The sequence below is a fragment of the Halorubrum halophilum genome, from assembly GCF_000739595.1.
Taxonomy (GTDB): Archaea; Halobacteriota; Halobacteria; order Halobacteriales; family Haloferacaceae; genus Halorubrum; species Halorubrum halophilum.
In genome coordinates this window covers 113,237-134,961 of the sequence record NZ_BBJP01000039.1, presented here as the reverse complement: position 1 = coordinate 134,961, position 21,725 = coordinate 113,237, and the positions used below count along the sequence as shown (strand labels likewise).

Sequence of the window (21,725 nt, the reverse complement as noted above, 5' to 3'; positions counted from 1 at the left end):
TTATATATATCACGTATATATCGCTACCTGTTAGTGGGCAGTGAGAAAAAGGCATAAGTTACAGAGAGGGGTACTGTCCTCAGCGCGGATCGCGGAATCTGTCGATTCCGGCGATCCGCCAATCCCCAGCGACACACTTGGTTCACCATTGAGAGACCATTCATGAGACTGCTACGAAATCGGTCTGGCAGCAAGCCGCTATCCAACTACGCAGAAAGAACCGAGAAACCGCGACCGCGCCGTCGCCTCAGAAGGTCTCCAGGTAGCGGTCCTCCTCCCACTCGGAGACCTGGGTGAGGTACTCGCTGAACTCCTGGGACTTCGCCTCGGCGAACTTCTCGGAGGTGTGCGGGCCGAGCGCCTCCTGGAGCACCTCGTCGGTCTCCAGCTCCTCGACGGCGGCGCCGAGGTTCGGCGGGAGCGTCTCGATGCCGTACTCCTCGCGCTTCTCGTCGTCGAACTCGTAGATGTCCTCCCGGACCGGGTCGCCGGGGTCGGCCTCGGTCTTGATCCCGTCGAGCCCGGCGGCGATGAGCGACGCCAGTCCGAGGTAGGGGTTACAGGACGGGTCGGGGCTGCGGACCTCGAACCGGGCGGAGACGCCCGCGGCGTCCGGGACACGGACGAGCGCCGAGCGGTTCGTGTCGGACCACGCGACGTAGATCGGTGCCTCGTAGCCGGGCACCAGGCGCTTGTAGGAGTTCACGGTCGGGTTGGTGACGGCCGTGAACGCTGGCGCGTGGTTCAGGATGCCGCCCATGAACTGGTAAGCGGTCTCGCTCAGGTTGAACTCGTCGCCGTCGTCGGCGAAGGCGTTGCCGTCCTCGTCGAACAGCGAGATGTGGGTGTGCATCCCCGAGCCGTTGATCTCGGCGATCGGCTTGGGCATGAACGTCGCGTGGAGGTCGTGCTGGCTGGCGACCGCGCGGACGACGGCGCGGAACGTCGCGATGTTGTCCGCGGTCGTGAGCGCGTCGTCGTACTTGAAGTTGATCTCGTGTTGGCCCTCGGCGACCTCGTGGTGGGAGGCCTCGATCTCGAAGCCCATGTCCTCTAAGGTGAAGATGATCTCCTTGCGCACGTCGGACGCGAGGTCCTTCGGCGCGAGGTCGAAGTAGCCGCCGTTGTCGTGGGGGATCGTCGTCGCGTTCCCCTCGTCGTCGGTCTTGAACAGGAAGAACTCCGGCTCGGGACCGATCGAGACGGAGTACCCCATCTCCTCGGCCTCATCGAGGACGCTCTTGAGGACCTGACGCGGGCCGCCGACGAACGGTTCGCCCTCCGTGGTGACGATGTCACAGATGAGCCGCGCGGCCGCGCTGTCGTCGTCGCCGTTGCTGCGCCACGGGAGCACCGCGAACGTGTTGGGGTCGGGGACGAGCCGCATGTCCGACTCCTGAATGCGGACGAACCCCTCGATGGAGGAGCCGTCGAAGTAGATCCCCTCGGTGAACGCCTTCTCCGCCTGGTGGGCGGGCACAGAGACGTTCTTCACGACGCCGAGGATGTCGGTGAACTGGAGCCGCAGGAAATCGACATTCTCCTCTTCGATCTCGTCGAGTACCGCCTGTTCTTCGGCCGTGAGGCCGCCGTCCGGTTTCGCGTGTTCGTCCGTCATGTTCTGGACGTTTCATTCGTTATCTGCCAGTATAAAGGCCTTATCGCTTGGCGCATGAACCGCCAGTCGCGCAAAAATGCTGGACGTTCGTAAAATTATAAACCCCTGAAGACGTGGATAGGTGTGATGACGTACGAAAACCTCGACGCGAAACTGGTCAACTCCCTTCTCAGCAACGGGCGGGCGAGCCTCAGGAGTCTCGGCGACGACCTCGACGTATCGGTGACGACGGTGTCGAACCACCTCCGCGATCTGGAAGACGAGGGCGTGATCCGGGGGTACACGCCCATCGTCGACTACGACAAGCTCGGCTACGACGTGACCGCGGTGCTCCAGCTCAAAGTCGAGGGGAGCGCGCTTCCCGACGTGACAGAGAAGCTCCGGCAGGAGAAACAGATGGTGAGCGTCTACGAGGTCACGGGCGATTACGACGTGATCGCCATCGGGAAGTTCACCGACACGGACGGCATGAACGAACAGATCAAGTCGATCCTCACCGACGCCGACATCCGCGAGTCGAACACCAGCGTCGTCCTCAACCCCGTCACCGAAAACGAACAGTTCGACCTCGATCTCAACGAGGAGTAGTCGCCGCCGAGCCCGCGACGGCGCTTCCGTCCTTTCGTTTTCCTACTGACTCTCGGCCGCCGCCTCCAAGACCTCCACGGCCGGCAGCGGCTCGCCCGTCAGCGCGCGGATATACGCCCCGCCCGCGATGGAGACGTGCGAGAAGTCGGCCTCGCTCAGGCCGTACATCTCGATCGCCCGCGAGGTGTCGCCGCCGCCGACCACCGAGAAGCAGTCGGTCTCGGCGATCGCTTCGAGCACGCCCACGGTGCCGTCCGCGAACCGCTCGTCCTCGAAGACGCCGAGCGCGCCCTTCACGAACACCGCGTCGGACTCCCGGATCGCCGGTTCGTACGCCTCAACCGTATCCGAGCCCACGTCGAGGTACCCCTCCGTCTTCTCCGTTATGTCGTCGACGGCGACCTCCGCGCGGTCGCCGTCTGGACCCTCGTACGCGAGGTCGGTCGCGAGCCGGATCGCGTCGCCGCGCTCGTCGAGCACCGACTCGATCAGCTCGCGGTTCTCCGCCCACTGCTCGTCGAACAGGTCCATATCGCCCACGTCGTGGCCGACGGGGTGACCCGCGGCGCGCAAGAAGAGCTCGCCGGCGACGCCGCCGAGCAGGAAGCGGTCCACTTTCTCGTCTAAGGCGTCCATCACGCCGATCACGTCGGTCGCCTTCGTCCCGCCGACGACCATCGTCACCGGCCCGTCGAACTCGCGGGTCGCGATGGCGGTGTTCGCCTCGTACTCCGTCTCCATCACGCGACCCGCGTACGACGGGAGGACGAGCGGGAACCCGACCAGCGAGGCATGTTTGCGGTGCGCCGCGGAGTAGGCGTCGTTGACGTACGCGTCGAACTTCGGCGCCAGGGTCTGGACGAACTCCGTCTCGGCCTTCTCCTCGGGCGACGCCTCGGGGAGCTCGTCGTCGCACATCCGGGTGTTCTCCAAGAGGAGCACCTCGCCCGCGCCGAGCGCGTCGATCGCCTCCAGCGCCTCGTCGCCGTAGGTGTCCGCGACGAAGGCGACCTCGCGGTCGACGTGGTCGGCGAGGATCGCGGCGTGGCCCGAAAGCGACGTGAAGTCGTCGCGGCCGGGGCGGCCCTGATGAGCCATGAGGACGACGCGGTGACCGGCGTCGGCGAGCTCGCGGACCGTCTCCGCGTGGCGCTCGAACCGGCGGTTGTCCTGCGGTTCTCCGTCCTCGATCGGCGAGTTGAGGTCGAGCCGAACGAGGACGCGCGAGTCTGCCGGGAGGTCGTCGATGGTGTCGAACGTGGACATGGGTGAACGGTCGTCGATGAGGTATTTAAGCAGTGGTTCTCCGGGGGAACGTTGCCGCGGGGGCGTCAGGCCGTTTGCTCGCAGCGGCGATTAACCGCTCACGCCTCGTCCTGGACGTACGCGGCCATGTCGAGCATCCGGTTCGAGAAGCCGTACTCGTTGTCGTACCACGTGAGGATCTTCAGGAGCTTCCCGCCGGCGATGACGTTCGTCGACTGCAGGTCGACGTAGCTGGAGAACGGGAGCCCGGCGATGTCGCTGGAGACGACCTCGTCGTCGGTGTACCCGAGGACGCCCGCGAGCGGCCCGGAGTCGGCGGCGTCGCGGAAGGCGGCGTTGACCTCTTCCGCGGTGACGGTTTCGTCGAGACTGACGACGAATTCGGTGATCGAGCCGGACGGGACCGGGACGCGCATCGCCATCCCGTCGATCTTCCCCTCCAGTTGCGGGAGGACCTCCTGGGCGGCGCCCGCGGCGCCCGTCGAGGTCGGCACGATGTTCTCGGCGGCCGCGCGGCCGCGGCGGGTCTTCGCCTTCGGGCCATCGATGAGGCTCTGGGAGCCGGTGTAGGCGTGAACCGTGGTGAGAGTGCCGGCGTCGATGCCGAACTCGGCGTCGAGCACCTTCGCGACCGGCGTGATGGAGTTGGTCGTACAGGAGGCGTTCGAGATCACGTCGTCACCCTCGTACTCGTCGTGGTTGACGCCGTAGACGAGCTGTTTGACCGGCTCCTCGCCTTTCGGGGGCGCCGAGATGATCACGGTGTCCGCACCGCCCTCGAGGTGGGCGCTCGCGTCCTCGCGGGTGCGGAAGACGCCCGTACACTCCAGGGCCACGTCCACGTCGAGGTCGTCCCACGGGAGGTCGGCGGGGTCCTGCACGTTGTACAGGTCCACCGCGGTGCCGCCGATCGTCAGCGCGTCGCCGTCGCGCTCGACGCCCTCGAGCCGACCCATGACGGTGTCGTACTTCGCGAGGTACGCCATGTCGTCGAAGTCCATCACGTCGTTGATCCCGACGAGTTCGATCCGCGGCGACTCCAGCACCGCTCGGAACACGTTTCGTCCGATCCGGCCGAACCCGTTCAGGCCCACCCGGACAACCTCGTCATCGCTCACGTCGTCGCCCGCGGCGAGATATGATTTACTCATGTTCGAAAAAGGAGAGCCCAGACACTTAAATCCGACCGAGTCGCCGCGAGACGGTCACTATCGTTCGATTTTGTTACGGACGGTCGGTTTCTTTTCGGCCTGTCGCTTCCGATTTCGAAGGATCGATCGGACGCCTGAGAGATGGAGAGATGCGCACCAGAGACGCCGTGTACCGCCCGTACGACCCCGAGCGGCGGCGAAGACGGTCGTGGACAGAAGGCTTATCGGGGTCACCACCTTCACGTGAGGTATGGACAGAGACGACCGTGACGATCCGTTCGGGGACTTCTTCGAGGAGATCGAACGGATGATGAACGAGATGGCCAACGGGAACCCCGGAACCGAGGACGCCGGCTTCGGCTCGGCGACGCACGTCGACGCGTACACGACCGAGGACGGCGTGCGACTCGTCGCCGACCTCCCGGCCGTCTCGAAAGACGAGCTCTCCCTGCAGTGTGACGGGGAGTCGCTCACTATCTCCGCGGCGTCCGACCGGCGGGAGTACGACGAGACCGTCGAACTCCCCGTCCCGGTCGACGAGCACTCGGCCGACGCGACGTTCAACAACGGCGTGCTGGAGGTCGCGTTCGACCGCGACGACGACTCCGCCTCGATCGATCTGGAGTAGTCGCCGAGGCGGTCCCTCGATCCGCCACTCGCTTTCTCAGTTCTCTCCCGCCGCGGTCCGCTCGATCAGCCCCGCGAGCCGGTCGTAGAAGTCGGGCTCGTACTTCGTGACCGCGTCGACCGTCGGCCGGGCGTTCGTCTCGTTGACGACGAGCCGTCCGTCCGTCTCCAACAGGTCGACGCCGAGGTAGTCGATCCCGAGGACCTCGGCCGTCCGCTCGACCAGTTCGCGGGCGCGGTCGGGGAGGTCGACGCCGGTCGCCTCGGCGCCCCGGTGGACGTTGTGCTTCCACCGGCCTTCTTCGACCGCGTCCGGCGGAAGCTCCCGCTCCACGGCGCCGACGTACGCGCCGTCGACGACCATCGCTCGGTAGTCGCGCGCGTCCGGGAGGAACTCCTGTATCAGGTACGACTTGTCGCCGGTCGCGCGGTAGTCGTGGACGAGGTTCAGGTAGTCGACGACGCCGAGAAGCGAGTCGAGATCGGTCGCGGTCGCGACGCCGACCCCGCGGGTCGCGGAGTTCGGCTTGACGACGACCGGATAGGAGAACGGCTCGACCGCCTCGGTGACGACCGCCTCGTCGACGGGGTTCGACACCATCGCGGTCCGCGGCGTCGGGAGCCCGGCGGCGTCGAGCGCGGCGAGCACCCCCGCCTTGTTCCGGGAAGTGAGGACGGCCTCTCGGTCGTTCACCCACGGGACCGACAGCCGCGCGTCGACCACGGTGCCCTCCATGAGCCGCGAGGGGTAGACGAAACCGGCGTCGAAGCCGGCGAATTCCTCTGAGTCGGTGGAACCGCCCGAGACGCGGAGCGCCCGCTCCTTCGCCTGTACGTGGTCCACCGCGATCCCGCGGTCGGCCAGCGGCCCGCGCACGCGCTCGAACGTCTCCGAGTCCGTCGTCATCGCGAGCCGGAGCATACGTTCGCTCGGGACCGTTCGGACTTAAAAACCGCGAGGGGCGAGTCGTGCGAGGGCGACCGGAGGGAGCCCTCGACTGGCGAACGGCGAAGCCGTGAGCCTCCGGTTCACTGCAGATGACCTTCCTCGCGGAGCTGTTCGGCCTCGCTCTTCTCGTAGCGCCACGAGATGTCGCCCTTCTCGTCTTGCCAGTCCCACGGCTCGACGAGGACGATGTCGTCCTCGCGGATCCAGACGCGCTTCTGCATCCGCCCGGGGATCCGCGCGGTCCGCTCCTTCCCGTCCGCACAGCGCACGCGGACCCGGTTCGCGCCGAGCATCTCGACGACCTCCGCGAACACCTCGTCGTCGTCGGGCATCCGGAGGTCGTTTCGACCGCCGCCGTCTCCGTTGCTCATGCGTACGCGGTGATACGCGCTCCCGAAAATAAAAGGGCCGCTCTCCGCGCGGAAACGGCCTTTTTAAATCTCGACGGCAGCGATCGGGAGCCATGCGCGACACCCTCGGGTCCGAAGGCATCGCCGGCGTCGCGGTCGTCCTCGTCGCAGTCGGAGTCCTGACCGTCCACGACCCGGTCGTCGGCGCAGGCGTCACGATCCTGTTGGCCGGCCTCGCGCTGATCGCAAAGGGGATCGCCGACTCGACGATGCGGGCGTTCGGCCTCAAGTAGGCGCTCGATCGGCGTCTCCTCGGAGTCTACCGCGCGAACGACCCTCGCGGCGCTCCCGAAAGAGTGATACTTCGCGGCCGCCGCGGGCCGGTATGGTCGACGTACCCGCGGTCGCTGTCGAACTGATCGAACTCCTCGCCGTCGTCGCCGGCGCCGGCGCCGCCTCGGCGATCGGTGTCCTGCTGGAGCGCTTCGGACTCGACGCAGTCACCGGCGGGGACCTCGTGCTCGGCGCGTGGGCGGTCGGGATGGGCCTGCTCGCGCTGTACGTCGGGGTCGTCGCGCTCGGCTACGAGCAGGCGCTTCCCCGGATCCGGCGGCTCGCCGCCGGCGAGTGACCGCCGCCGACACGGGTATCGCAGTCGGTTGATCGCAGTTACAGTTCCCCGTTCGCGGCCATCTCTCTCACTGCGCCCGCACGCTCGCGGATCGCGGCCAGCTCCGAGTCGTCTTTGTCGTCGAGATGGGAGTACATCAGCCCCATCCGTCCGGTCCCGCGCAGCGTTTCCTCGTGTTCCGCCAAGAAGTCCCAGTAGAGCGCGTTGAGCGGGCACGCGCCCTCCCCCGTGGTCCGAGAGACCGCGTACGGACAGGAGGCGCAGTAGTCGCTCATGCGGTTCACGTAGCTTCCCGAGGCGGCGTACGGCTTCGAGGAGAGCACGTCCGTCCCGAACGACCCCATCGCGACGACGTTCGGCGTGGTGACCCAGTGATAGGCGTCGACGAAGCCGAGATGGAACCACTCGTTCAGCTCGGCCGGGTCGGCGCCGTAGAGCAGCGCGACGTTCGAGAGCACCATCAGCCGCTCGATGTGGTGGGCGTAGCCGTACTCGCGGACGTGACCGACCGCCTCGGAAAGACACCGCATGTCGGTGTCGCCGTCCCAGTAGGCGGGCGGGAGCGCCCGGGACTGGTCCAGCCGGTTGGCCGACGCCAGCTCCGGCATCGCCTCGCGGTAGACGTGTCGCGTGAACTCCCGCCACCCGATCACCTGCCTGATGAACCCCTCGGCCGCGTTGAGGGGAACGGGGGCGGGGTCGGTCCCGCCGGCGTCGTCGCCGTCGTCGCCGTCGTCGGCTCCGGCGTCGCTCTCGACACCCTCGCTGAACGCGTCCAGCGTGGTCGCTCCCGAGCCGCCTCCTGCCGGATCGTCGGCCGGGTCGTACGCGCCCGGTTCGACGCCCCGCTCCCCGTACGCCTCCTCCACTGCTCGGACCGGCTCGCGCGGGTCCAAGAGCCCGAGGTTGATCGCGGGCGACAGCAGGGAGTGCGAGAGGAACGGCTCGCCGGCCGCCATCGCGTCCTCGTACCGCCCGAACGACGGGAGCCGGTCGCGGACGAACGCGTCGAGCGCCGCCCGCGCCTCCTCGCGGGTAACGGGCCACGCGAACGCGTCGAGCGAGTCGCTTCCCCACGTGTCGAACCGCTCGCGGACCCACGCGTGGGTCTCGCGGGTGAGATCGTCGGGGTCGAACCGCGGGCGTTCGGGGGGCTCCCAGTCGTCCGGCGGCGTCTCCTGATTCAGATCGTCGTAGTTCCACTCGCCGCCGACCGGCCCCTCGTCGTCCATCAGCACGCCCGTCTCGCGGCGGACGTGGCGGTACCAGTCCTCCTGTCGGTAGCGCCGCTCCGCGGTGCCGTCCTCGGCGACGATCGGTTCCCGCTCCGCGTCCGGTCCCGCCCCCTCTCTGTCCGGTTCGTCCGTCCACTCGCGCCAGTCAGCGGGGGTCGTCCAGAACAGCTCGTTGTCCAGCAGCTCCAGCGAGCCGCCGCGCGCGGCGACGAGCTCTCTGAGCCGCTCGCCCGCGCCGTGGCTCGCGGGGCGCATGAGCCGGAGGTCGGCGGCGGGTCTGGCGGCGAGGAATTCGTCGAGGCCATCGCCGAACGACGGGGCCGTCACGTAGGTCACGTCGTGGCCGCGCTCGCGGAGGTCGTCGCGGAAGTGTCGCATCGCCGAGAACACGAGCGTCAGCTTGTGGGCGTGGTACCGCTTCCGGTCGGCGAAGCCGTGCGCCTCGATCAGCAGCACCTCGTCGGCGTCGGCGAGCGCGTCGAGGTCGGGGTTGAGCTGGTCGCCCAGCAGCCAGAGGACGGCGTCGTCGCTCATAGAACGGTACACGGGCGCGGTCGACGTAGGTCTAGGGGACGAGAGAGGGTCGCGATCGCCTCTCGGTCCGCGACATCCCCGCCTTTTTATTCGGGCTCGGTGAGGGAGGGACATGGACGAGATTCTCACGAACTGGCTCCTTGCGCTGATCGCTGCCCTCCTCGCGGTGCTCGTGCTCGACTCGACGGGGCGATCGTTCCTCGATCCGCTCGCCCCGGTCGCGAACGTGCTCGCGCTCGTGACGTTCCTCGCGTTCGTGCTCCTGACGGGCGCGTTCCTCGTGTACACGGCGTCGTTCCGGAACGAGTAGGCCGCCCCGCGGCGATCGGCCCTCGGGGCGCGAGTACCTTTTTATCCTCCCTCCGTCTGCTCGCCGTATGGAGTACACGACACTCGGAAGCACCGGAACGACGGTCTCGAAGATCTGTCTCGGCTGCATGAGCTTCGGCGATTCGGACTGGCGCGAGTGGGTCCTCGACGAGGAGGAGGGGAAGGAGATCGTCGAGCGCGCGATCGATCTGGGAATCACGTTCTTCGACACCGCGAACGTCTACTCGACCGGGGAGAGCGAGGCGATCCTCGGCGACGCGCTCGCCGAGTACGACCGCGACCGATTCACCGTCGCCACCAAGGTGTACGGCGAGATGGACGAGTCGAACCCGAACTCCGGCGGCCTCTCGCGGAAGGCGATCGAACAGGAGCTAGAGAACAGCCTCGACCGGCTCGGCATGGAGACGATCGACCTGTATCAGATCCATCGGTGGGACGACGACACGCCGATCGAAGAGACGCTCGCCGCGCTCGACGACGCGGTCCGGCGCGGCAAGGTACGGTACGTCGGCGCCTCCTCGATGTGGGCCCACCAGTTCGCCGAGGCGCTCCACGCGAGCGACCGGAAGGGGTACGAGCGGTTCGCCACGATGCAGAATCACTACAACCTCGCGTACCGCGAAGAGGAGCGCGAGACCCTCCCGCTCTGTGAGAAGGAGGGTATCGGCGTGATGCCGTGGAGCCCCCTCGCTCGCGGGTACCTCACGCGCCCGCACGAGGACGTGGACGCCACGCTCCGCGGGGAGACCGAAGAACACCTCTACGAACACCCCTACCGCGAGGGGGGCGGCCCGGCGGTCAACGAGCGCGTCGCGGAGCTGGCCGACGAGAAGGGCGTGAAAATGGCCCAGATCGCGCTGGCGTGGCTGTTCCACAAGGAGTGGGTCGACACCCCAATCGTGGGGACGACCAGCGTCGAGCACCTCGAAGACGCCGTCGAAGCGCTCGACATCGACCTTTCTGAGTCCGACATCGAGTGGCTCGAAGCGCCGTACGAGCCGGTCCGCGTCTCCGGCCACGAGTAACGCCGCGGGATCGACAGATTCGGTTCCTCAGCGGCCTAAAACGTGTTTTAGGAATATACCGACAAGCTATTTGTATGACACTTGTTGACAAGGGTGTATGGGCGACGACACCGAACGGTCCTCAGTCCGATCGAGCACCGAGTACGCGCGCACTCGGATCCGGTGTCCGAACTGCGGCGATCACGTACCGGCGGCCGGCGGGGACGCGGAGACGGCGGAGTGTCCGAACTGCCACCGCATGGTTCGGACATGACGCTGCCGTCGACCTGATTGCGGATCGAATCCGGACTCCTCCGGTCGTCGACTACTTATAAACGCACCGTCGCGGGCGGCACGACAACCCTTTTCGGCCGGGACGCCGAACCGAGGCCCATGGCAGACGATGACCCCACTGACGCCGACGCCGGGGAGGGACAGGGCGACAGCGCCGCCGGAGCCGAGGGCGGCGACGCCGACGGCGAAGACGCCGAAGAGAAGTCCTTCCGCGAGCGCGTCGAGGAGATCCGCGAGCGACGCGAGCAGGAGCGCGAGGAGGGCGACCGGCCCGATCCCGAGGAGATGATGGGCGGCGGCGGCGGTCCGCCGGGGATGGGCGGTGGCGGCGGCGGCAACCCCTTCGCACAGATGATGTCCGGCATGATGGGCGGCGGCGGTCCCGGCGGCGCGGGCGGTCCGCCCGGGATGGGCGGCGGCGGTCCCGGCGGCGCGGGCGGTCGCGGCGAGGAGCGCGGCGATCAGGCCGGTAACGAGGAGCTCGTCCGCGAGGTGCGCCAGCTCCGCGACGAGGTCCGCGACGCCACCCGTCAGCTCCAGCGCATCGCGCAGGCGCTCGAAGACGACTGACTCCGCGACGTTCTTTTCGACTCCCACTCGCTCGTACGGCCGGTGAAATGCGATTTCGTCGCTGCTGTACAAGCGGTGACAAGCTATTTATCTGCGGGATACAACGTCGAGACACGAGACCAATGCCTACTCACGAGACAAAATCCGCAGATACCGTTCTATCTGAGGAGACGGGTGAGCCCGTGGAAAAATATTCTGCGGATGACAAGCCGATCCCGGAGCTCGGCGATCTCGAATCGGTCCCGGAAAAAGAGCGGTAGGCAACTACTCGTTTCGCGGACCGTATCTTTCGAGGAGATCCCCAGCGCGCTCTTTGAAAAAGCGTTCGCAGTACGCGGGAGCGTTTTCCGCGGTCACCCGTGGAAATCCGCGCTGAACGTCGACTTTCCGCCCGTCTCGATATAAATCGAGATGCAGACGTTCGGACTCGATATCATGCCCCCACGCTGAGTCGGGGTGATGATCGAATCGCGCCACCTGTCGCCAGTCTCGTTCTCCGTATCGCTGGCCGACGTTCTGTTCTAGCTGAACGATGAACCACTCTACGCTTCCATCGGAAAGCCCCATCTCCAGATTGATCCGCGAGAGTCCGTACTCTATGTGGACCGTGTAATCCACGTCGGGATGGCTATGTCGATGGTCGGGCGTGGAGCGACTCGTCATAAAAAGACTGAGAAGTGGAGGTTCTATTCTAACACTCCGACCAGCCGCACGACTCGCACGTCTTGCAGCCCTCGGAGTAGTAGAGGTTCATCCCGCCGCACTCGGGACACTCGGGCGACTCGCCCGCCGCGATCAGTTCCTGCATCGCGTCGTCCGCGCCGGCCGCGTCGTCCGCGGCCTCGGGACCGCCGGCGGCTGGAGCGTCGACCGGGGTATCGGTCGTGGTTCCGGCGTCGGCCGTGTCAGCGTCGACCGCGCCGCCGTCGGTCTGGCTCGGCGGTTCAGCAACGCCCTCCACGTCGTCGAGGCTCTGCTGTTGGGGGATCCCCTTGTCGATCTCGTCGTCGAGGTAGCGCCGGAGCGCGGTGCCGATCGCGTCCGGGATCGACTGGATCTGCTCGCCCTTGTCCCACGCGACCTTCGGGCTCCGGGTGCCCTGCAGCTCGTCGACGATCTCCTCGGGGTCGACGCCCGAGCGGAGCGCCGTCGAGATGACCTTCGCGAGCGCCTCCGTGAAGGAGTTGGTGTAGCCGCCGGAGTGGCCGATGTTCGCGAACAGCTCGAACGGCAGCCCCTTGTCGTCCTCGTTGATGGTGACGTACAGCTTGCCGTAGCCCGTCTCGACCCGCTGGGTGACGCCGTTCAGGGAGTCGGGGCGCGGGCTGCGCTCGCTGTAGTCGATCCGGGGCTGCTCGCTGGCTTCGAGCAGGTCCGAGATCTCCGCGTCGATCGCCGCCTGCACGTCCTCGTTGTCGAGGAACGACTCGATGCCGCCGAACACCTCGCCGATCTGCTCGACGATCGCCTCGGCCGCCTCGCTCTCGTCGGCGAACTCCGTGTTCTTCGCGCGCGTCGTGAGCACCTGCTTCGAGCGGGTGCCGTCGCGGTAGACGGTGACGCCCTTGCCGCCGTGGTCGTAGATGTAGCGGTACACCTCTTCCATCTCCTCGGCGGTGGCGTCGTTCGGGAAGTTACACGTCTTCGAGATAGCGGAGTCGACGCCCTTCTGGCAGGCGCACTGGACCGCCGCGTGCTGCTTGCCCGAGAGGTCGCCGGTGACGACGAACAGCTCGCCGATCGCTTCCGGGACCGTCTCCAGCCCGTCAACGCCGTCGAACTCGTTTTCCGCCATCTGCGCTTGGGCCTCTTTCTTGACGGCGTCGACGTCGACGTCGTTCGCCTCCAAGGTGCGCAGGAAGTAGTCGTCGAACTCGACGAGCATCTCGTCGCCCTGCACGTCGTCGGAGACGTTCTTGTAGAAGGCGACGTTGTAGATCGGCTCGCAGCCGCCGGTGGTGTTGCCGATCATCGACGTCGTGCCCGTGGGCGCGATCGTCGTCGTGTTGTGGTTGCGGATCGGGAACCCGTCTTCCCACTCGTCGGCGTCGAGCCCGGTGTAGTGCTCGAACCACTCGCGGTGCTCGGTGGGGTTCGCGTACTTCGACTCGTCCCAGTCGTTGAACGTCCCGCGCTCCGTCGCGAGCTCGTGGGAGGTCTGCTTCGACGCGTGGTTGATGTGCGTCATCAGCTGGCGGGCGACCTCGTGACCCGGCTCGGTACCGTACTGGATCCCGAGCTGGATGTACAGCTGCGCGAGCCCCATCACTCCCAGTCCGATCTTCCGCATGTCGCGGACCTTCTGCTCGATCTTCTCGACCGGGAAGTCCGACATCGTGACCACGTTCTCCAGGAAGCGGGTGCCGTAGTCGATGCGCTCGTCGAACTCCTCGAAGTCGATCGCCTCCTCGAGGAAGGCGTCGATCGCCGCCTCCTGCGAGTCGTACTCGTCGGCGTGCTCCGCGGACCAGACGCGCCAGTCCGGCGCGTCCTGCGCCGCGAGCGTCGAGAGGTTGATGTGGCCGAGGTTACACGCCTCGTACTCCTCCAACGGTTGCTCCCCGCAATTATGGGTTACAACACCGTTAGCGACGAACGAGTGCGTTTCCGGCTCAGTCAGATCGTATACTTCCTCATGTCCATCGGCCGTGACTGCGGCTACAGTTGCGGTGAACGTCTCACTCTGCGGGCCGTATGTATATGCATCGAGATTCTCTCGGAGTTGCTCTGATTTATCATCACGGAGGAATCCAATCTCCTCGGCGAACCGTTGTTGATTGTCCTTGGTTATCGCCAGTTCGTGTTGAGCTTTCGTGTCGTATTCTTTCGTTCCACCGTTACCATCCGGCAGCTTTCGACTCTGTGCGGGACGACGCTCACGGTAGAGTCGACTCGCGATACCGAAGTTGAGAAGCAGTTGTTGAGTCTGTTTTAACAGATCAAGTTCCGAACTCGCGAGTCGAATACTCCGTCCATTTTCACTGCTTCCCTGTACGCTGCCGTCCGCGGAGAACAGCGCACGGAGGTATCCGCGTGCCATCTCCTCGCTCCCGCGCATCACTGCCTCAGGAACCTGATGCTTCTGGTCGACTAAGCCGGCCTCCTCGGCGTACTCGTACAGTCGGGCCGAGCGGATCCGCTGTTCGACGGCCTGTGTACCGCGGTAGTCGTCACCTCTGGCGATCTCGTTGACACCGACCTCGTAGTCGGCGTTACCGACGGGATCGCGAACGACCTCGTTCACATCGGCCGCGAACGACTCCGAGACCTCGGCGTCCTCGTCGTAGAAGTTGAGTACGGCACGTTCTTCACCGTTTTTGAGGTGGCCGTCACCGACCATCCAGCCGAGCACACGACCTTCCGCGGCCGTTCCGTGCTGGCCGAAGGAGCCTTTCCGGTTCTGAATGTGAACCGTGTCGCCTGCACCGAGATCACCGGCTTCGACCCATCCGTCGTCCGTCATGACGCGGTGGTCGGCGGTCAGCCGGAGTTCGTACCCCTCTTCGGTCGTGAGCTTGTAGACGTCCTTCTCGCCGGTTTTGTAGACGCTACTCGCTTCCTTGAGCGTCTCCTCGCTGAGGCGCCCGTCCACGACCACGTCGCGCGCGACACCTTGCTCGTAGAGTTCTTCAGCCTCGACGAGGCCGTTTTCGGTGCTGATCAGCGTGTCGCCGGTGACACAGGGGTTCGTCGCGAGGATCCGGTGGTCGGGGTGTTCCTCGGTGTCGAAGGAGTGCTCCTTGTTGACACGCTCGAGGTAGATGACGCCCGGCTCGCCGTTCTCGTGGGCGCCCTCGATCATGTCGTCCCAGAGTTCCTGGGCCGGGATCGAGAGCACCTCGCCGACCTCGACGTGCTCGCCGAGGCCGAACATGTCGTATATCTCCTTCGTCTCGGGGGTCGCGACGTGGGGCTCCTCCGTGCGGGGGTTGGTGAAGGTGAACTCCTCGTCGTTGTACAGCGCCTCCATGAAGTCGTCGGTGACGCCGACGCTGATGTTGAAGTTCGAGAGGTGGCCCTCGACAGCGTTCCGGAGGTGTTCGGGGACCTTCCCGTCGTCATCAATCAGCTCGCGCGCCTCCTCCAAGGCGTCCGCGAAGGAGTTGTGCGTGAAGTCGTCGGGGTCGTTCAGGCGCAGTGAGTGAGCCAGCGAGACGTCCTTGTTCTTCGAGTGGATGAACTGGATGACGTCCGGGTGCGAGACGCGCATGACGCCCATCTGGGCGCCGCGGCGCGCGCCGCCCTGCGCGATCGTCTCGCACATCTGGTCGAACGTCCGCATGAACGTGATCGGCCCGGAGGCGATGCCGCCGGTGGAGCCGACGGAGTCACCGTAGGGGCGGAGCTTCCAGAAGGCGTACCCCATGCCGCCGCCGGACTGGAACACCTCGGCCGCCTCCTTGGCGGTCTGGTGGATGTCGGTGATGTCGTCCTCTGGCGAGTCGACGAAGCAGGCGGAGAGCTGCTGAAGCTCGTCGCCCGCGTTCATCAGCGTCGGCGAGTTCGGCATGAAGGAGAGCTGTTCCATCCCGTCGCGGAATCGGTCCGCGGTCGCCTCGACGTGGTCGCGCACGCTCTCGGGCAGCTCGGGGACGACGGTGTCGTACGCGAACTTGTTGACGTTGTGGGCGGTGAGCGCCGTCTCGGCGTCATCTTCGGCGGTGGTCCCCGCGCCGAAGACCTCCTCGGCGAGCTCGTCGCGCCGCGGGTGATCGGGCTTGAGCTGGTCGGGCGTGACCGTGACCTCAACGTCCTGTTTCTCGGCCTCGAACACGGCCTCAGCGAGCGCGACGTTGCGCGCGACGCGGTCGAACAGCTCTTCGGGATTTTCGATCGCCTCCCCGTCCGCGTTCTTCCGGAGGTAGCGCGCGGGCAGGATGTTGTGGTAGGCGTTGGCGGTGAGACGGTCCTCCATCGTCTCGCCCGTGGTGCGTTTGATCGGCAGTTCGAGTTCGTCGGCGGCGACGCCGTCGCTGCTCATTCGACGGCCACCCCGCTCGGTTGGCGTGAGATATGGATCATCTGTAGTGTTGGTGTACTTGTGAGGCGGGCCCTTGTACGTTCGGATATTCGGACCCGACGGGCGTCTATATGTACGATTCGTTATGCAACGTCCGTTCCGCGCGTCTGACGCTGAATTTCGGTACGTCGACAAGGAACGGACTCCGGACACATAAGCGTAGCCAGACCGGAGTGAAACTGATCGGTGGCGGAGAAAACCGCATCAAAGAGGTCCCTTCCCACCGGAACAAAAGGGGGGTTGTTCGGCGGGGACTCGCCGGGGAATGCGACACGGTACCGCGTTCACGGGGGTCGTACCGGTGATCGTTCGTCGTCGTCAGCCGCGGTTTTTGCCGCAGACCTATCAAAAAACGACAACAGTCGGTCGCTCTCGCTCCCACAAGCTTATGCCGGGCGTCGCCGTGGACCCGGACATGACTGCTTCGCTCGCCGCGCTCGCGGCTTCGGTACCGCTTCAGGCCGGCATCCTCGCCAGCCCGACCGGTCAACTCCTCGCCGCGCTCGTCGCTATCGCGGTTGTGATCGTCCTCGGGAAGTTCGTGTTGAAGCTCGCGTGGCGACTCGTCACGATCGGAATCGTCGTCGTCGCCGTGCTCTACCTGCTGTCGACGCTGGGCGTCGTCTAGAAAAACCGCAGCCGCGGGCCGATCCGACCGGAGCCGGACCGACTACTGGAAGGCGGTTCCGGGCTCGGTCTCCGCGGACTCGACCTCCGACCGGCGGAACTGCTTTTCGATCTCCTCGTAGCGCTCGCGCGTCTCGGGGGTGACGCTCGGGTTCACCTCGTCGAGCGCGTCCTCGAAGTGCTGCATCGTCACGCGGACGTTGCCGACGGACTCGCCCACTTCCTCGCGCGAGACGCTGCCGATGAACTCCCGGGAGGCGTTCATCGACGCCTCGCGGGCCACGGCCTCGATGTCGGCGCCGACGTAGCCCTCGGTCTTCCGGGCGATGGCGTCGAGGTCGACGTCGTCGGCCAGCGGCTTGTTCCGGGTGTGGACCTCTAGGATCTTCCGGCGCGCGTCCTCGTCAGGCACGGGGACGTGCACGTGGCGGTCCAGCCGGCCGGGCCGGAGCAGCGCCGAGTCGATCAGGTCCGGGCGGTTCGTCGTCGCGATAACGACCACGTCCTCCAGCGATTCGAGCCCGTCGAGCTCCGTCAGCAGCTGTGAGACGACGCGTTCGCCGACGCCGGAGTCGCCGGAGTTCTTGCCGCGCTCGGTCGCGATCGAGTCGATCTCGTCGAAGAACACGATCGTCGGCGCGTTCTCGCGGGCCTTGCTGAACACCTCACGGACGCCCTTCTCGGACTCGCCCACGAACTTGTTCAGCAGCTCGGGCCCCTTGATCGAGATGAAGTTCGACTCCGCCTCGTTGGCGACCGCCTTCGCGAGCAGGGTCTTCCCCGTGCCCGGCGGGCCGTACATCAGGACGCCCTTGGCGGCCTGCATGTCGAGCTCCTCGAACACCTCGGGGTACTCGAGCGGCCACTGGATCGTCTCGCGGAGCCGCTCTTTGGTGTCCTCTAAGCCGCCGACCTGCTCCCAGCTCACGTCGGGGACCTCGACGAACACCTCGCGGAGCGCGGAGGGTTCGATGCCCTTCATCGCCTCCTTGAAGTCGGACTCCGTGACCTGGATGGAGTTCAGCACGTCGGCGTCGATCTCGTCGCTCTCGAGGTCGAGATCGGGGCGGATGCGCCGCAGCGCGTGCATCGCCGACTCCTTCGCCAGCGACTCCAAGTCGGCGCCGACGAAGCCGTGGGTGTTGTCCGCGTACTCGTCTAAGTCGATCTCGTCGACCAGGGGCATGTTCCGCGTGTGGACCTGCAGGATCTCCTTGCGGCCCTCGCGGTCGGGGACGCCGACCTCGATCTCGCGGTCGAACCGGCCGCCGCGCCGGAGCGCGGGGTCGATGGCGTCGACGCGGTTCGTCGCCCCGATGACGACGACCTCGCCGCGTTCCTCGAGCCCGTCCATCAGCGAGAGCAGCTGGGCCACGACGCGGCGCTCCACGTCGCCGCCGGCCTCCTCGCGTTTGGGCGCGATGGAGTCGAGCTCGTCCATGAAGATGATCGCGGGCGCCTCCTCGGACGCCTCCTCGAACACCTCACGGAGCTTCTCCTCCGACTCGCCGTAGTACTTCGACATGATCTCCGGGCCGGAGATCGTGTGGAAGTTCGCGTCGATCTCGTTGGCGACGGCCTTGGCGATCAGGGTCTTCCCCGTGCCCGGCGGGCCGTGCAGGAGCACGCCCTTGGGCGGATCGATGCCGAGCCGCTTGAACAGCTCCGGGTGCCGCATCGGTAGCTCGATCATCTCGCGGACCTGTTCGAGTTCGCTGTCGAGCCCGCCGATGTCCTCGTAGGCCACGTCCGGCCCCTCGCTGGAGCCGTCACCGGCCTCGCTCTGCTCGGTCAGCTCCTCGGCGGGGACCTCGGAGATCTCGATCTCGGTGTCGTCGGTGATGACGACGGTCCCCGACGGAGTCGTCGAGGCGACCTTCATCGGCACCGCCTGCGACTGACCGCCCATCAGGCCGAAGCCCATCGACGTGCGGATCGTCTGGCCCTCGGTCACCGGCTGGCCGGAGAGCTTGTCGCGGATGAACGGGGCGATCTGCCCGCGGACGCGGAGCTGGCTCGGGAAGGCGATGGTGACCGACTCCGCCCGCGAGACGTCGACGTCCTCGACGGTCACGCGGTCGTCGATCCCGACGCCGGCCTCCTGACGGAGGCGGCCGTCGATGCGCACGACGCCCGTCCCGTCGTCCTCGGGGTACCCGGGCCAGACGCGGGCGATCGCGGCGCCGTCCGATCCCTCGACGCGGACGATGTCCCCGCCGGAGAGCCCGAGCTCCTCGGCGGCGACGCGGTCGATCGCCGCGAGGCGGCGCCCGGCGTCCTTCTGTTTCAGCGGTCTGACCGTGAGATTCATCGCTGGCCCTCCACGGTGACCACGCCGTTCTCGACGGAGACCGAGTCGGCCTCGCTCGGGAGCTCGAACTCCGACTCGACGGGCTCGTCGTCGCTCTCGATCACGACGATCGCGGTCTCGCCGACCGTGTCGACGGAGACGTTCTCGGCGTCGGCGCCCAGATCGGCGGCGACGACCCACCCGTCCTCGTACTCGTACCGGCGGAGCAGCGCGCCGTCTCCGCTCGATCGGGTCTGTTGGTGATTCATGCTAACTACAAGTTAGGCGCGAGAGTATATAAACATATCGCCAAAAACCGCAGGACGTGAGATGATAACAGAATATCGGTAGTGTTGCGGTTCGGGGTCAATCGCGGCGCCGTCGGCGACCGCTCGGCTCGGCGGTGCCCTTTATGATAGATACGGGGCGAATACCCCGACCCACCGTGGTCGGGGATGAAGCCGACAACTCACAATACAAACCATTAAATCAACATATCACTAATCACAAGACAGCGATGGAATACAGTCACCGCTACCACGCTTACCCGACACAAGAGGTAGCGGAAGGACTGGAACACCATCTAAACGTTCATCGTCAACTCTACAACCACGTCCGCTGGGACTACACGAATAGTCCCGAGGACGACAAACCGAGCGAGTACGACCAGAACAACAAACTCCCTGAGTGGAAACGCACGTGGCCAGTGTTCGCAGAAACACACTCGAAAGCTGCACAAGCCACTGTCGCTCGCTTCCACCACAACCTCACTGTCCTGAGTGAACTCAAAGAAAAGGGGTACAACGTCGGTCGGCTCAAACGGCAAGCACCCACCGACTACCGAAGCGTCACGTACAATCAGTCTGGCTTTGACCTCGATGAAAAGAGGGGCCACGACAAGGACGCATACGTTTGGTTCAGCAAAATTGGATGGATGAAGATCCGGTACTCTCGCCCCATTCCTGACCACGCTTCGATCAAAGAAGCCACATTCAAAAAGGAAACCACGGGAGAGTGGTTCATCACATTTAGTCTCGAAACTGAGGACGAACACGTCCCAGAAAAACCCGCTGTTGAATCACTCACCGCGAGTAACAGCGTGGGGATTGACCTTGGTATCCTCAACTACGTCCACACGAGTGACGGGAAGACTGTGGATTGGATCGATCTCGATGACGAGTACGATCGGCTCCGCCACGAGCAACGGAAACTCTCACGGAAAGAACACGGATCAAATAACTACGAGAAGCAACGCCAAGAAGTGGCGAAGGCTAGGCGTCACATCCGGCGGAAGGTGCTGGACTACCAGCACAAGATTACGACGTGGCTCGTGAAGACGTACGACGCCGTATTTGTCGAAGACTTGAATGTCAAGGAGATGCTCGAACAGTCGCACAACGCTCGGAACAAGCAAGACGCGGCGTGGCGACAGTTCATCACTCTCCTCGAATACAAAGCAGCGTTGTACGGCACTCACGTAGTGCAAGTCGAAGCCCGAGGCACGACCAAAGAATGCGCGTCGTGCGGTGTGGAGACAGCGAAACCCATCTGGGTTAGAGAACACTCGTGTCCGAGTTGTGGGTTCGAGACAGACAGGGACGCGAACGCGGCGATGAACGTCTTGCAGAGAGGGTTTGCTGAACGAGGGCTGGGATGGCCCGAATCAACGCCTGTGGAGACTGTGGCCGCTACGGACACGGATCGCTTTGAGTCGGTGTCTGCAAGTCACGTCATCGAAACAGGAAGCCTGCCCTCGTGAGAGCAGGATTCCCCGCGCCACCGTGCGCGCGGTAACATTCAAGAGACGGCGCGCGGGAGCAACGCCCATGGAGCGGGTCACGCACCACGGCCGCGACACCGCCTACCGGACCTTCGACCGCGGCGGCGAGGGGCCGACGGTCTGTTTCGTCCACGGGAGCGGCGGGAGCAAAGACGTTTGGAAGGCGCAGGCGCGCCTGAGCGATCGGTTCCCGGTCGCAGCGCTCGACCTCTCTGGCCACGGCGACAGCGACGACATCGATGTCTCCGCCGGCCGCGATGCGCTCGACGCGTACGCGGACGACGCCGCCGCCGTCGTCGATGAGACGGGCGCGACCGTTCTCTGCGGCAACTCGCTGGGTGGGGCCGTGGCGCTGTGGGTCGCCTTGGAGCGCGACCTCGCGCTCGACGGGCTCGTGCTCGCGGGCACGGGCGCGAAACTCGCCGTCGCGGAGCCCCTGCGCGACGCGCTGGCGACCGACTTCGACCGGGCGATCGAGCTGCTTCACGGGCCCGACCGCCTCTTCCACGACGCGCCGCCGGAGTACGTCGAGCTGTCACGCGCCGGGATGCGAGCGTGCGGGCGCGCGGTCACCGAGCGCGACTTCCGCACCTGCCACGCCTTCGACGTCCGCGAGCGCCTCGGCGAGATCGCGGTCCCGTCGCTCGCGGTCGTCGGCGAACACGACGCGCTCACGCCGGTCGAGTACCACGACTACCTCGCGGACCGGATCGGGGAGTGCGAGCGCGCGACGATCGAGGGCGCCGCGCACCTCGCGATGCTCGAGCAACCGGCGGCGTTCAACGCGGCGCTGGCGGCGTTCTGCTCGCGGATCTCGGAGGGATCGTAGTCGCGCCGTAGCGGGGGATGGCCGCCGCTTTC

22 protein-coding genes are annotated in these 21,725 nt (G+C 65.8%); 12 read left to right on the top strand and 10 right to left on the bottom strand.

Annotation, left to right across the window (positions count from 1 at the left end; genetic code table 11):
- Positions 1–247 precede the first annotated feature (247 nt).
- Complete coding sequence (gene glnA, locus ACP96_RS13315; protein WP_050033661.1) at positions 248–1,618, bottom strand: type I glutamate--ammonia ligase; 1,371 nt, start codon at positions 1,616–1,618, stop codon at positions 248–250.
- 126 nt (positions 1,619–1,744) lie between these two features.
- On the opposite strand from glnA, the gene lrp reads away from it, so the two are divergent.
- Positions 1,745–2,206, top strand: coding sequence for an HTH-type transcriptional regulator Lrp (gene lrp, locus ACP96_RS13310; protein ID WP_050033660.1), 462 nt, complete (start codon positions 1,745–1,747; stop codon positions 2,204–2,206).
- A 42-nt stretch (positions 2,207–2,248) separates the two neighbouring features.
- Here the strand turns inward: lrp and ACP96_RS13305 are convergent, their stop codons facing one another.
- Together ACP96_RS13305 and gap are read right to left on the bottom strand one after the other, a co-directional pair.
- Positions 2,249–3,472: a phosphoglycerate kinase gene (locus ACP96_RS13305; RefSeq protein WP_050033659.1), complete on the bottom strand. Its 1,224-nt coding sequence runs from the start codon at positions 3,470–3,472 to the stop codon at positions 2,249–2,251.
- Between the two features lie 98 nt (positions 3,473–3,570).
- A complete protein-coding gene (gap, locus tag ACP96_RS13300; protein ID WP_050026998.1) occupies positions 3,571–4,623 on the bottom strand; it encodes a type I glyceraldehyde-3-phosphate dehydrogenase in 1,053 nt (350 codons plus the stop codon).
- 250 nt (positions 4,624–4,873) lie between these two features.
- On the opposite strand from gap, the gene ACP96_RS13295 reads away from it, so the two are divergent.
- Positions 4,874–5,251 (top strand): Hsp20/alpha crystallin family protein, encoded by a 378-nt coding sequence (locus ACP96_RS13295; RefSeq protein WP_050027048.1) that lies wholly within the window; start codon positions 4,874–4,876, stop codon positions 5,249–5,251.
- Positions 5,252–5,287: 36 nt separating this feature from the next.
- On the opposite strand, the gene ACP96_RS13290 is transcribed toward ACP96_RS13295, so the two are convergent.
- Both ACP96_RS13290 and eif1A read right to left on the bottom strand, forming a co-directional pair.
- The gene (locus tag ACP96_RS13290; protein ID WP_050033658.1) at positions 5,288–6,172 is read right to left on the bottom strand and encodes an ATP-grasp domain-containing protein; all 885 of its coding nucleotides are present in this window, start codon (positions 6,170–6,172) and stop codon (positions 5,288–5,290) included.
- A gap of 107 nt (positions 6,173–6,279) precedes the next feature.
- On the bottom strand, positions 6,280–6,570 hold the full coding sequence (eif1A, locus tag ACP96_RS13285) for a translation initiation factor eIF-1A (protein ID WP_008847545.1): 291 nt from the start codon (positions 6,568–6,570) through the stop codon (positions 6,280–6,282).
- Positions 6,571–6,662: 92 nt separating this feature from the next.
- Here eif1A and ACP96_RS13280 point away from each other — a divergent pair, with 92 nt between their 5' ends.
- Both ACP96_RS13280 and ACP96_RS13275 read left to right on the top strand, forming a co-directional pair.
- On the top strand, positions 6,663–6,842 hold the full coding sequence (locus tag ACP96_RS13280) for a DUF7470 family protein (RefSeq protein ID WP_050027053.1): 180 nt from the start codon (positions 6,663–6,665) through the stop codon (positions 6,840–6,842).
- A 92-nt stretch (positions 6,843–6,934) separates the two neighbouring features.
- Positions 6,935–7,180, top strand: coding sequence for a hypothetical protein (locus tag ACP96_RS13275; RefSeq protein ID WP_050033657.1), 246 nt, complete (start codon positions 6,935–6,937; stop codon positions 7,178–7,180).
- A gap of 38 nt (positions 7,181–7,218) precedes the next feature.
- Here the strand turns inward: ACP96_RS13275 and ACP96_RS13270 are convergent, their stop codons facing one another.
- Entirely contained in the window at positions 7,219–8,949 is a 1,731-nt protein-coding gene (locus ACP96_RS13270; protein ID WP_050033656.1) for a cryptochrome/photolyase family protein, read from the bottom strand.
- A 112-nt stretch (positions 8,950–9,061) separates the two neighbouring features.
- On the opposite strand from ACP96_RS13270, the gene ACP96_RS13265 reads away from it, so the two are divergent.
- From ACP96_RS13265 to ACP96_RS19320, 5 genes are all read left to right on the top strand, one after another.
- Positions 9,062–9,259 (top strand): hypothetical protein, encoded by a 198-nt coding sequence (locus ACP96_RS13265; RefSeq protein ID WP_050027060.1) that lies wholly within the window; start codon positions 9,062–9,064, stop codon positions 9,257–9,259.
- A 67-nt stretch (positions 9,260–9,326) separates the two neighbouring features.
- Positions 9,327–10,304, top strand: coding sequence for an aldo/keto reductase (locus tag ACP96_RS13260; RefSeq protein ID WP_050033655.1), 978 nt, complete (start codon positions 9,327–9,329; stop codon positions 10,302–10,304).
- Between the two features lie 97 nt (positions 10,305–10,401).
- Positions 10,402–10,557 carry a hypothetical protein gene (locus tag ACP96_RS19325; protein WP_202593955.1) on the top strand — a complete coding sequence of 52 codons (156 nt, stop codon included), beginning with the start codon at positions 10,402–10,404 and terminating at the stop codon, positions 10,555–10,557.
- 119 nt (positions 10,558–10,676) lie between these two features.
- Positions 10,677–11,147 carry a hypothetical protein gene (locus tag ACP96_RS13255; protein WP_050033654.1) on the top strand — a complete coding sequence of 157 codons (471 nt, stop codon included), beginning with the start codon at positions 10,677–10,679 and terminating at the stop codon, positions 11,145–11,147.
- Between the two features lie 122 nt (positions 11,148–11,269).
- A complete protein-coding gene (locus tag ACP96_RS19320) occupies positions 11,270–11,407 on the top strand; it encodes a hypothetical protein (RefSeq protein WP_202593954.1) in 138 nt (45 codons plus the stop codon).
- Between the two features lie 4 nt (positions 11,408–11,411).
- Here the strand turns inward: ACP96_RS19320 and ACP96_RS13250 are convergent, their stop codons facing one another.
- Together ACP96_RS13250 and ACP96_RS13245 are read right to left on the bottom strand one after the other, a co-directional pair.
- Positions 11,412–11,765 carry a DUF7718 family protein gene (locus tag ACP96_RS13250; RefSeq protein ID WP_154020473.1) on the bottom strand — a complete coding sequence of 118 codons (354 nt, stop codon included), beginning with the start codon at positions 11,763–11,765 and terminating at the stop codon, positions 11,412–11,414.
- A 73-nt stretch (positions 11,766–11,838) separates the two neighbouring features.
- On the bottom strand, positions 11,839–16,128 hold the full coding sequence (locus ACP96_RS13245) for an intein-containing adenosylcobalamin-dependent ribonucleoside-diphosphate reductase (protein WP_050033652.1): 4,290 nt from the start codon (positions 16,126–16,128) through the stop codon (positions 11,839–11,841).
- Between the two features lie 427 nt (positions 16,129–16,555).
- Between ACP96_RS13245 and ACP96_RS13240 the strand changes: the two genes are divergently transcribed.
- Positions 16,556–16,795, top strand: a complete 240-nt coding sequence (locus ACP96_RS13240; protein WP_050025738.1) for a hypothetical protein — start codon at positions 16,556–16,558, stop codon at positions 16,793–16,795.
- Between the two features lie 42 nt (positions 16,796–16,837).
- Here the strand turns inward: ACP96_RS13240 and ACP96_RS13235 are convergent, their stop codons facing one another.
- Both ACP96_RS13235 and ACP96_RS13230 read right to left on the bottom strand, forming a co-directional pair.
- On the bottom strand, positions 16,838–19,105 hold the full coding sequence (locus ACP96_RS13235; RefSeq protein WP_050033651.1) for a CDC48 family AAA ATPase: 2,268 nt from the start codon (positions 19,103–19,105) through the stop codon (positions 16,838–16,840).
- Positions 19,102–19,353, bottom strand: a complete 252-nt coding sequence (locus ACP96_RS13230) for a DUF7127 family protein (protein ID WP_050025733.1) — start codon at positions 19,351–19,353, stop codon at positions 19,102–19,104. The genes ACP96_RS13235 and ACP96_RS13230 overlap by 4 nt, the downstream gene beginning before the upstream one ends.
- Before the next feature lie 248 nt (positions 19,354–19,601).
- On the opposite strand from ACP96_RS13230, the gene ACP96_RS13225 reads away from it, so the two are divergent.
- Both ACP96_RS13225 and ACP96_RS13220 read left to right on the top strand, forming a co-directional pair.
- Entirely contained in the window at positions 19,602–20,843 is a 1,242-nt protein-coding gene (locus ACP96_RS13225) for an RNA-guided endonuclease InsQ/TnpB family protein (protein ID WP_050033650.1), read from the top strand.
- 67 nt (positions 20,844–20,910) lie between these two features.
- On the top strand, positions 20,911–21,693 hold the full coding sequence (locus ACP96_RS13220) for an alpha/beta fold hydrolase (protein WP_050033649.1): 783 nt from the start codon (positions 20,911–20,913) through the stop codon (positions 21,691–21,693).
- Positions 21,694–21,725 lie beyond the last annotated feature (32 nt).

What these genes read in the sequence shown, in the direction of transcription:
- ACP96_RS13240 (WP_050025738.1), top strand. Translation starts at nt 16,556, where the DNA reads ATGCCGGGCGTCGCCGTGGACCCGGACATGACTGCTTCGCTCGCCGCG.
- glnA (WP_050033661.1), bottom strand. Translation starts at nt 1,618, where the DNA reads ATGACGGACGAACACGCGAAACCGGACGGCGGCCTCACGGCCGAAGAA.
- ACP96_RS13245 (WP_050033652.1), bottom strand. Translation starts at nt 16,128, where the DNA reads ATGAGCAGCGACGGCGTCGCCGCCGACGAACTCGAACTGCCGATCAAA.
- ACP96_RS13235 (WP_050033651.1), bottom strand. Translation starts at nt 19,105, where the DNA reads ATGAATCTCACGGTCAGACCGCTGAAACAGAAGGACGCCGGGCGCCGC.
- eif1A (WP_008847545.1), bottom strand. Translation starts at nt 6,570, where the DNA reads ATGAGCAACGGAGACGGCGGCGGTCGAAACGACCTCCGGATGCCCGAC.
- ACP96_RS13225 (WP_050033650.1), top strand. Translation starts at nt 19,602, where the DNA reads ATGGAATACAGTCACCGCTACCACGCTTACCCGACACAAGAGGTAGCG.
- ACP96_RS13275 (WP_050033657.1), top strand. Translation starts at nt 6,935, where the DNA reads ATGGTCGACGTACCCGCGGTCGCTGTCGAACTGATCGAACTCCTCGCC.
- ACP96_RS13230 (WP_050025733.1), bottom strand. Translation starts at nt 19,353, where the DNA reads ATGAATCACCAACAGACCCGATCGAGCGGAGACGGCGCGCTGCTCCGC.
- ACP96_RS13305 (WP_050033659.1), bottom strand. Translation starts at nt 3,472, where the DNA reads ATGTCCACGTTCGACACCATCGACGACCTCCCGGCAGACTCGCGCGTC.
- ACP96_RS19320 (WP_202593954.1), top strand. Translation starts at nt 11,270, where the DNA reads ATGCCTACTCACGAGACAAAATCCGCAGATACCGTTCTATCTGAGGAG.
- ACP96_RS13280 (WP_050027053.1), top strand. Translation starts at nt 6,663, where the DNA reads ATGCGCGACACCCTCGGGTCCGAAGGCATCGCCGGCGTCGCGGTCGTC.
- ACP96_RS13265 (WP_050027060.1), top strand. Translation starts at nt 9,062, where the DNA reads ATGGACGAGATTCTCACGAACTGGCTCCTTGCGCTGATCGCTGCCCTC.
- ACP96_RS13295 (WP_050027048.1), top strand. Translation starts at nt 4,874, where the DNA reads ATGGACAGAGACGACCGTGACGATCCGTTCGGGGACTTCTTCGAGGAG.
- ACP96_RS13290 (WP_050033658.1), bottom strand. Translation starts at nt 6,172, where the DNA reads ATGCTCCGGCTCGCGATGACGACGGACTCGGAGACGTTCGAGCGCGTG.
- ACP96_RS13220 (WP_050033649.1), top strand. Translation starts at nt 20,911, where the DNA reads ATGGAGCGGGTCACGCACCACGGCCGCGACACCGCCTACCGGACCTTC.
- lrp (WP_050033660.1), top strand. Translation starts at nt 1,745, where the DNA reads ATGACGTACGAAAACCTCGACGCGAAACTGGTCAACTCCCTTCTCAGC.
- ACP96_RS13270 (WP_050033656.1), bottom strand. Translation starts at nt 8,949, where the DNA reads ATGAGCGACGACGCCGTCCTCTGGCTGCTGGGCGACCAGCTCAACCCC.
- ACP96_RS13260 (WP_050033655.1), top strand. Translation starts at nt 9,327, where the DNA reads ATGGAGTACACGACACTCGGAAGCACCGGAACGACGGTCTCGAAGATC.
- gap (WP_050026998.1), bottom strand. Translation starts at nt 4,623, where the DNA reads ATGAGTAAATCATATCTCGCCGCGGGCGACGACGTGAGCGATGACGAG.
- ACP96_RS19325 (WP_202593955.1), top strand. Translation starts at nt 10,402, where the DNA reads ATGGGCGACGACACCGAACGGTCCTCAGTCCGATCGAGCACCGAGTAC.
- ACP96_RS13255 (WP_050033654.1), top strand. Translation starts at nt 10,677, where the DNA reads ATGGCAGACGATGACCCCACTGACGCCGACGCCGGGGAGGGACAGGGC.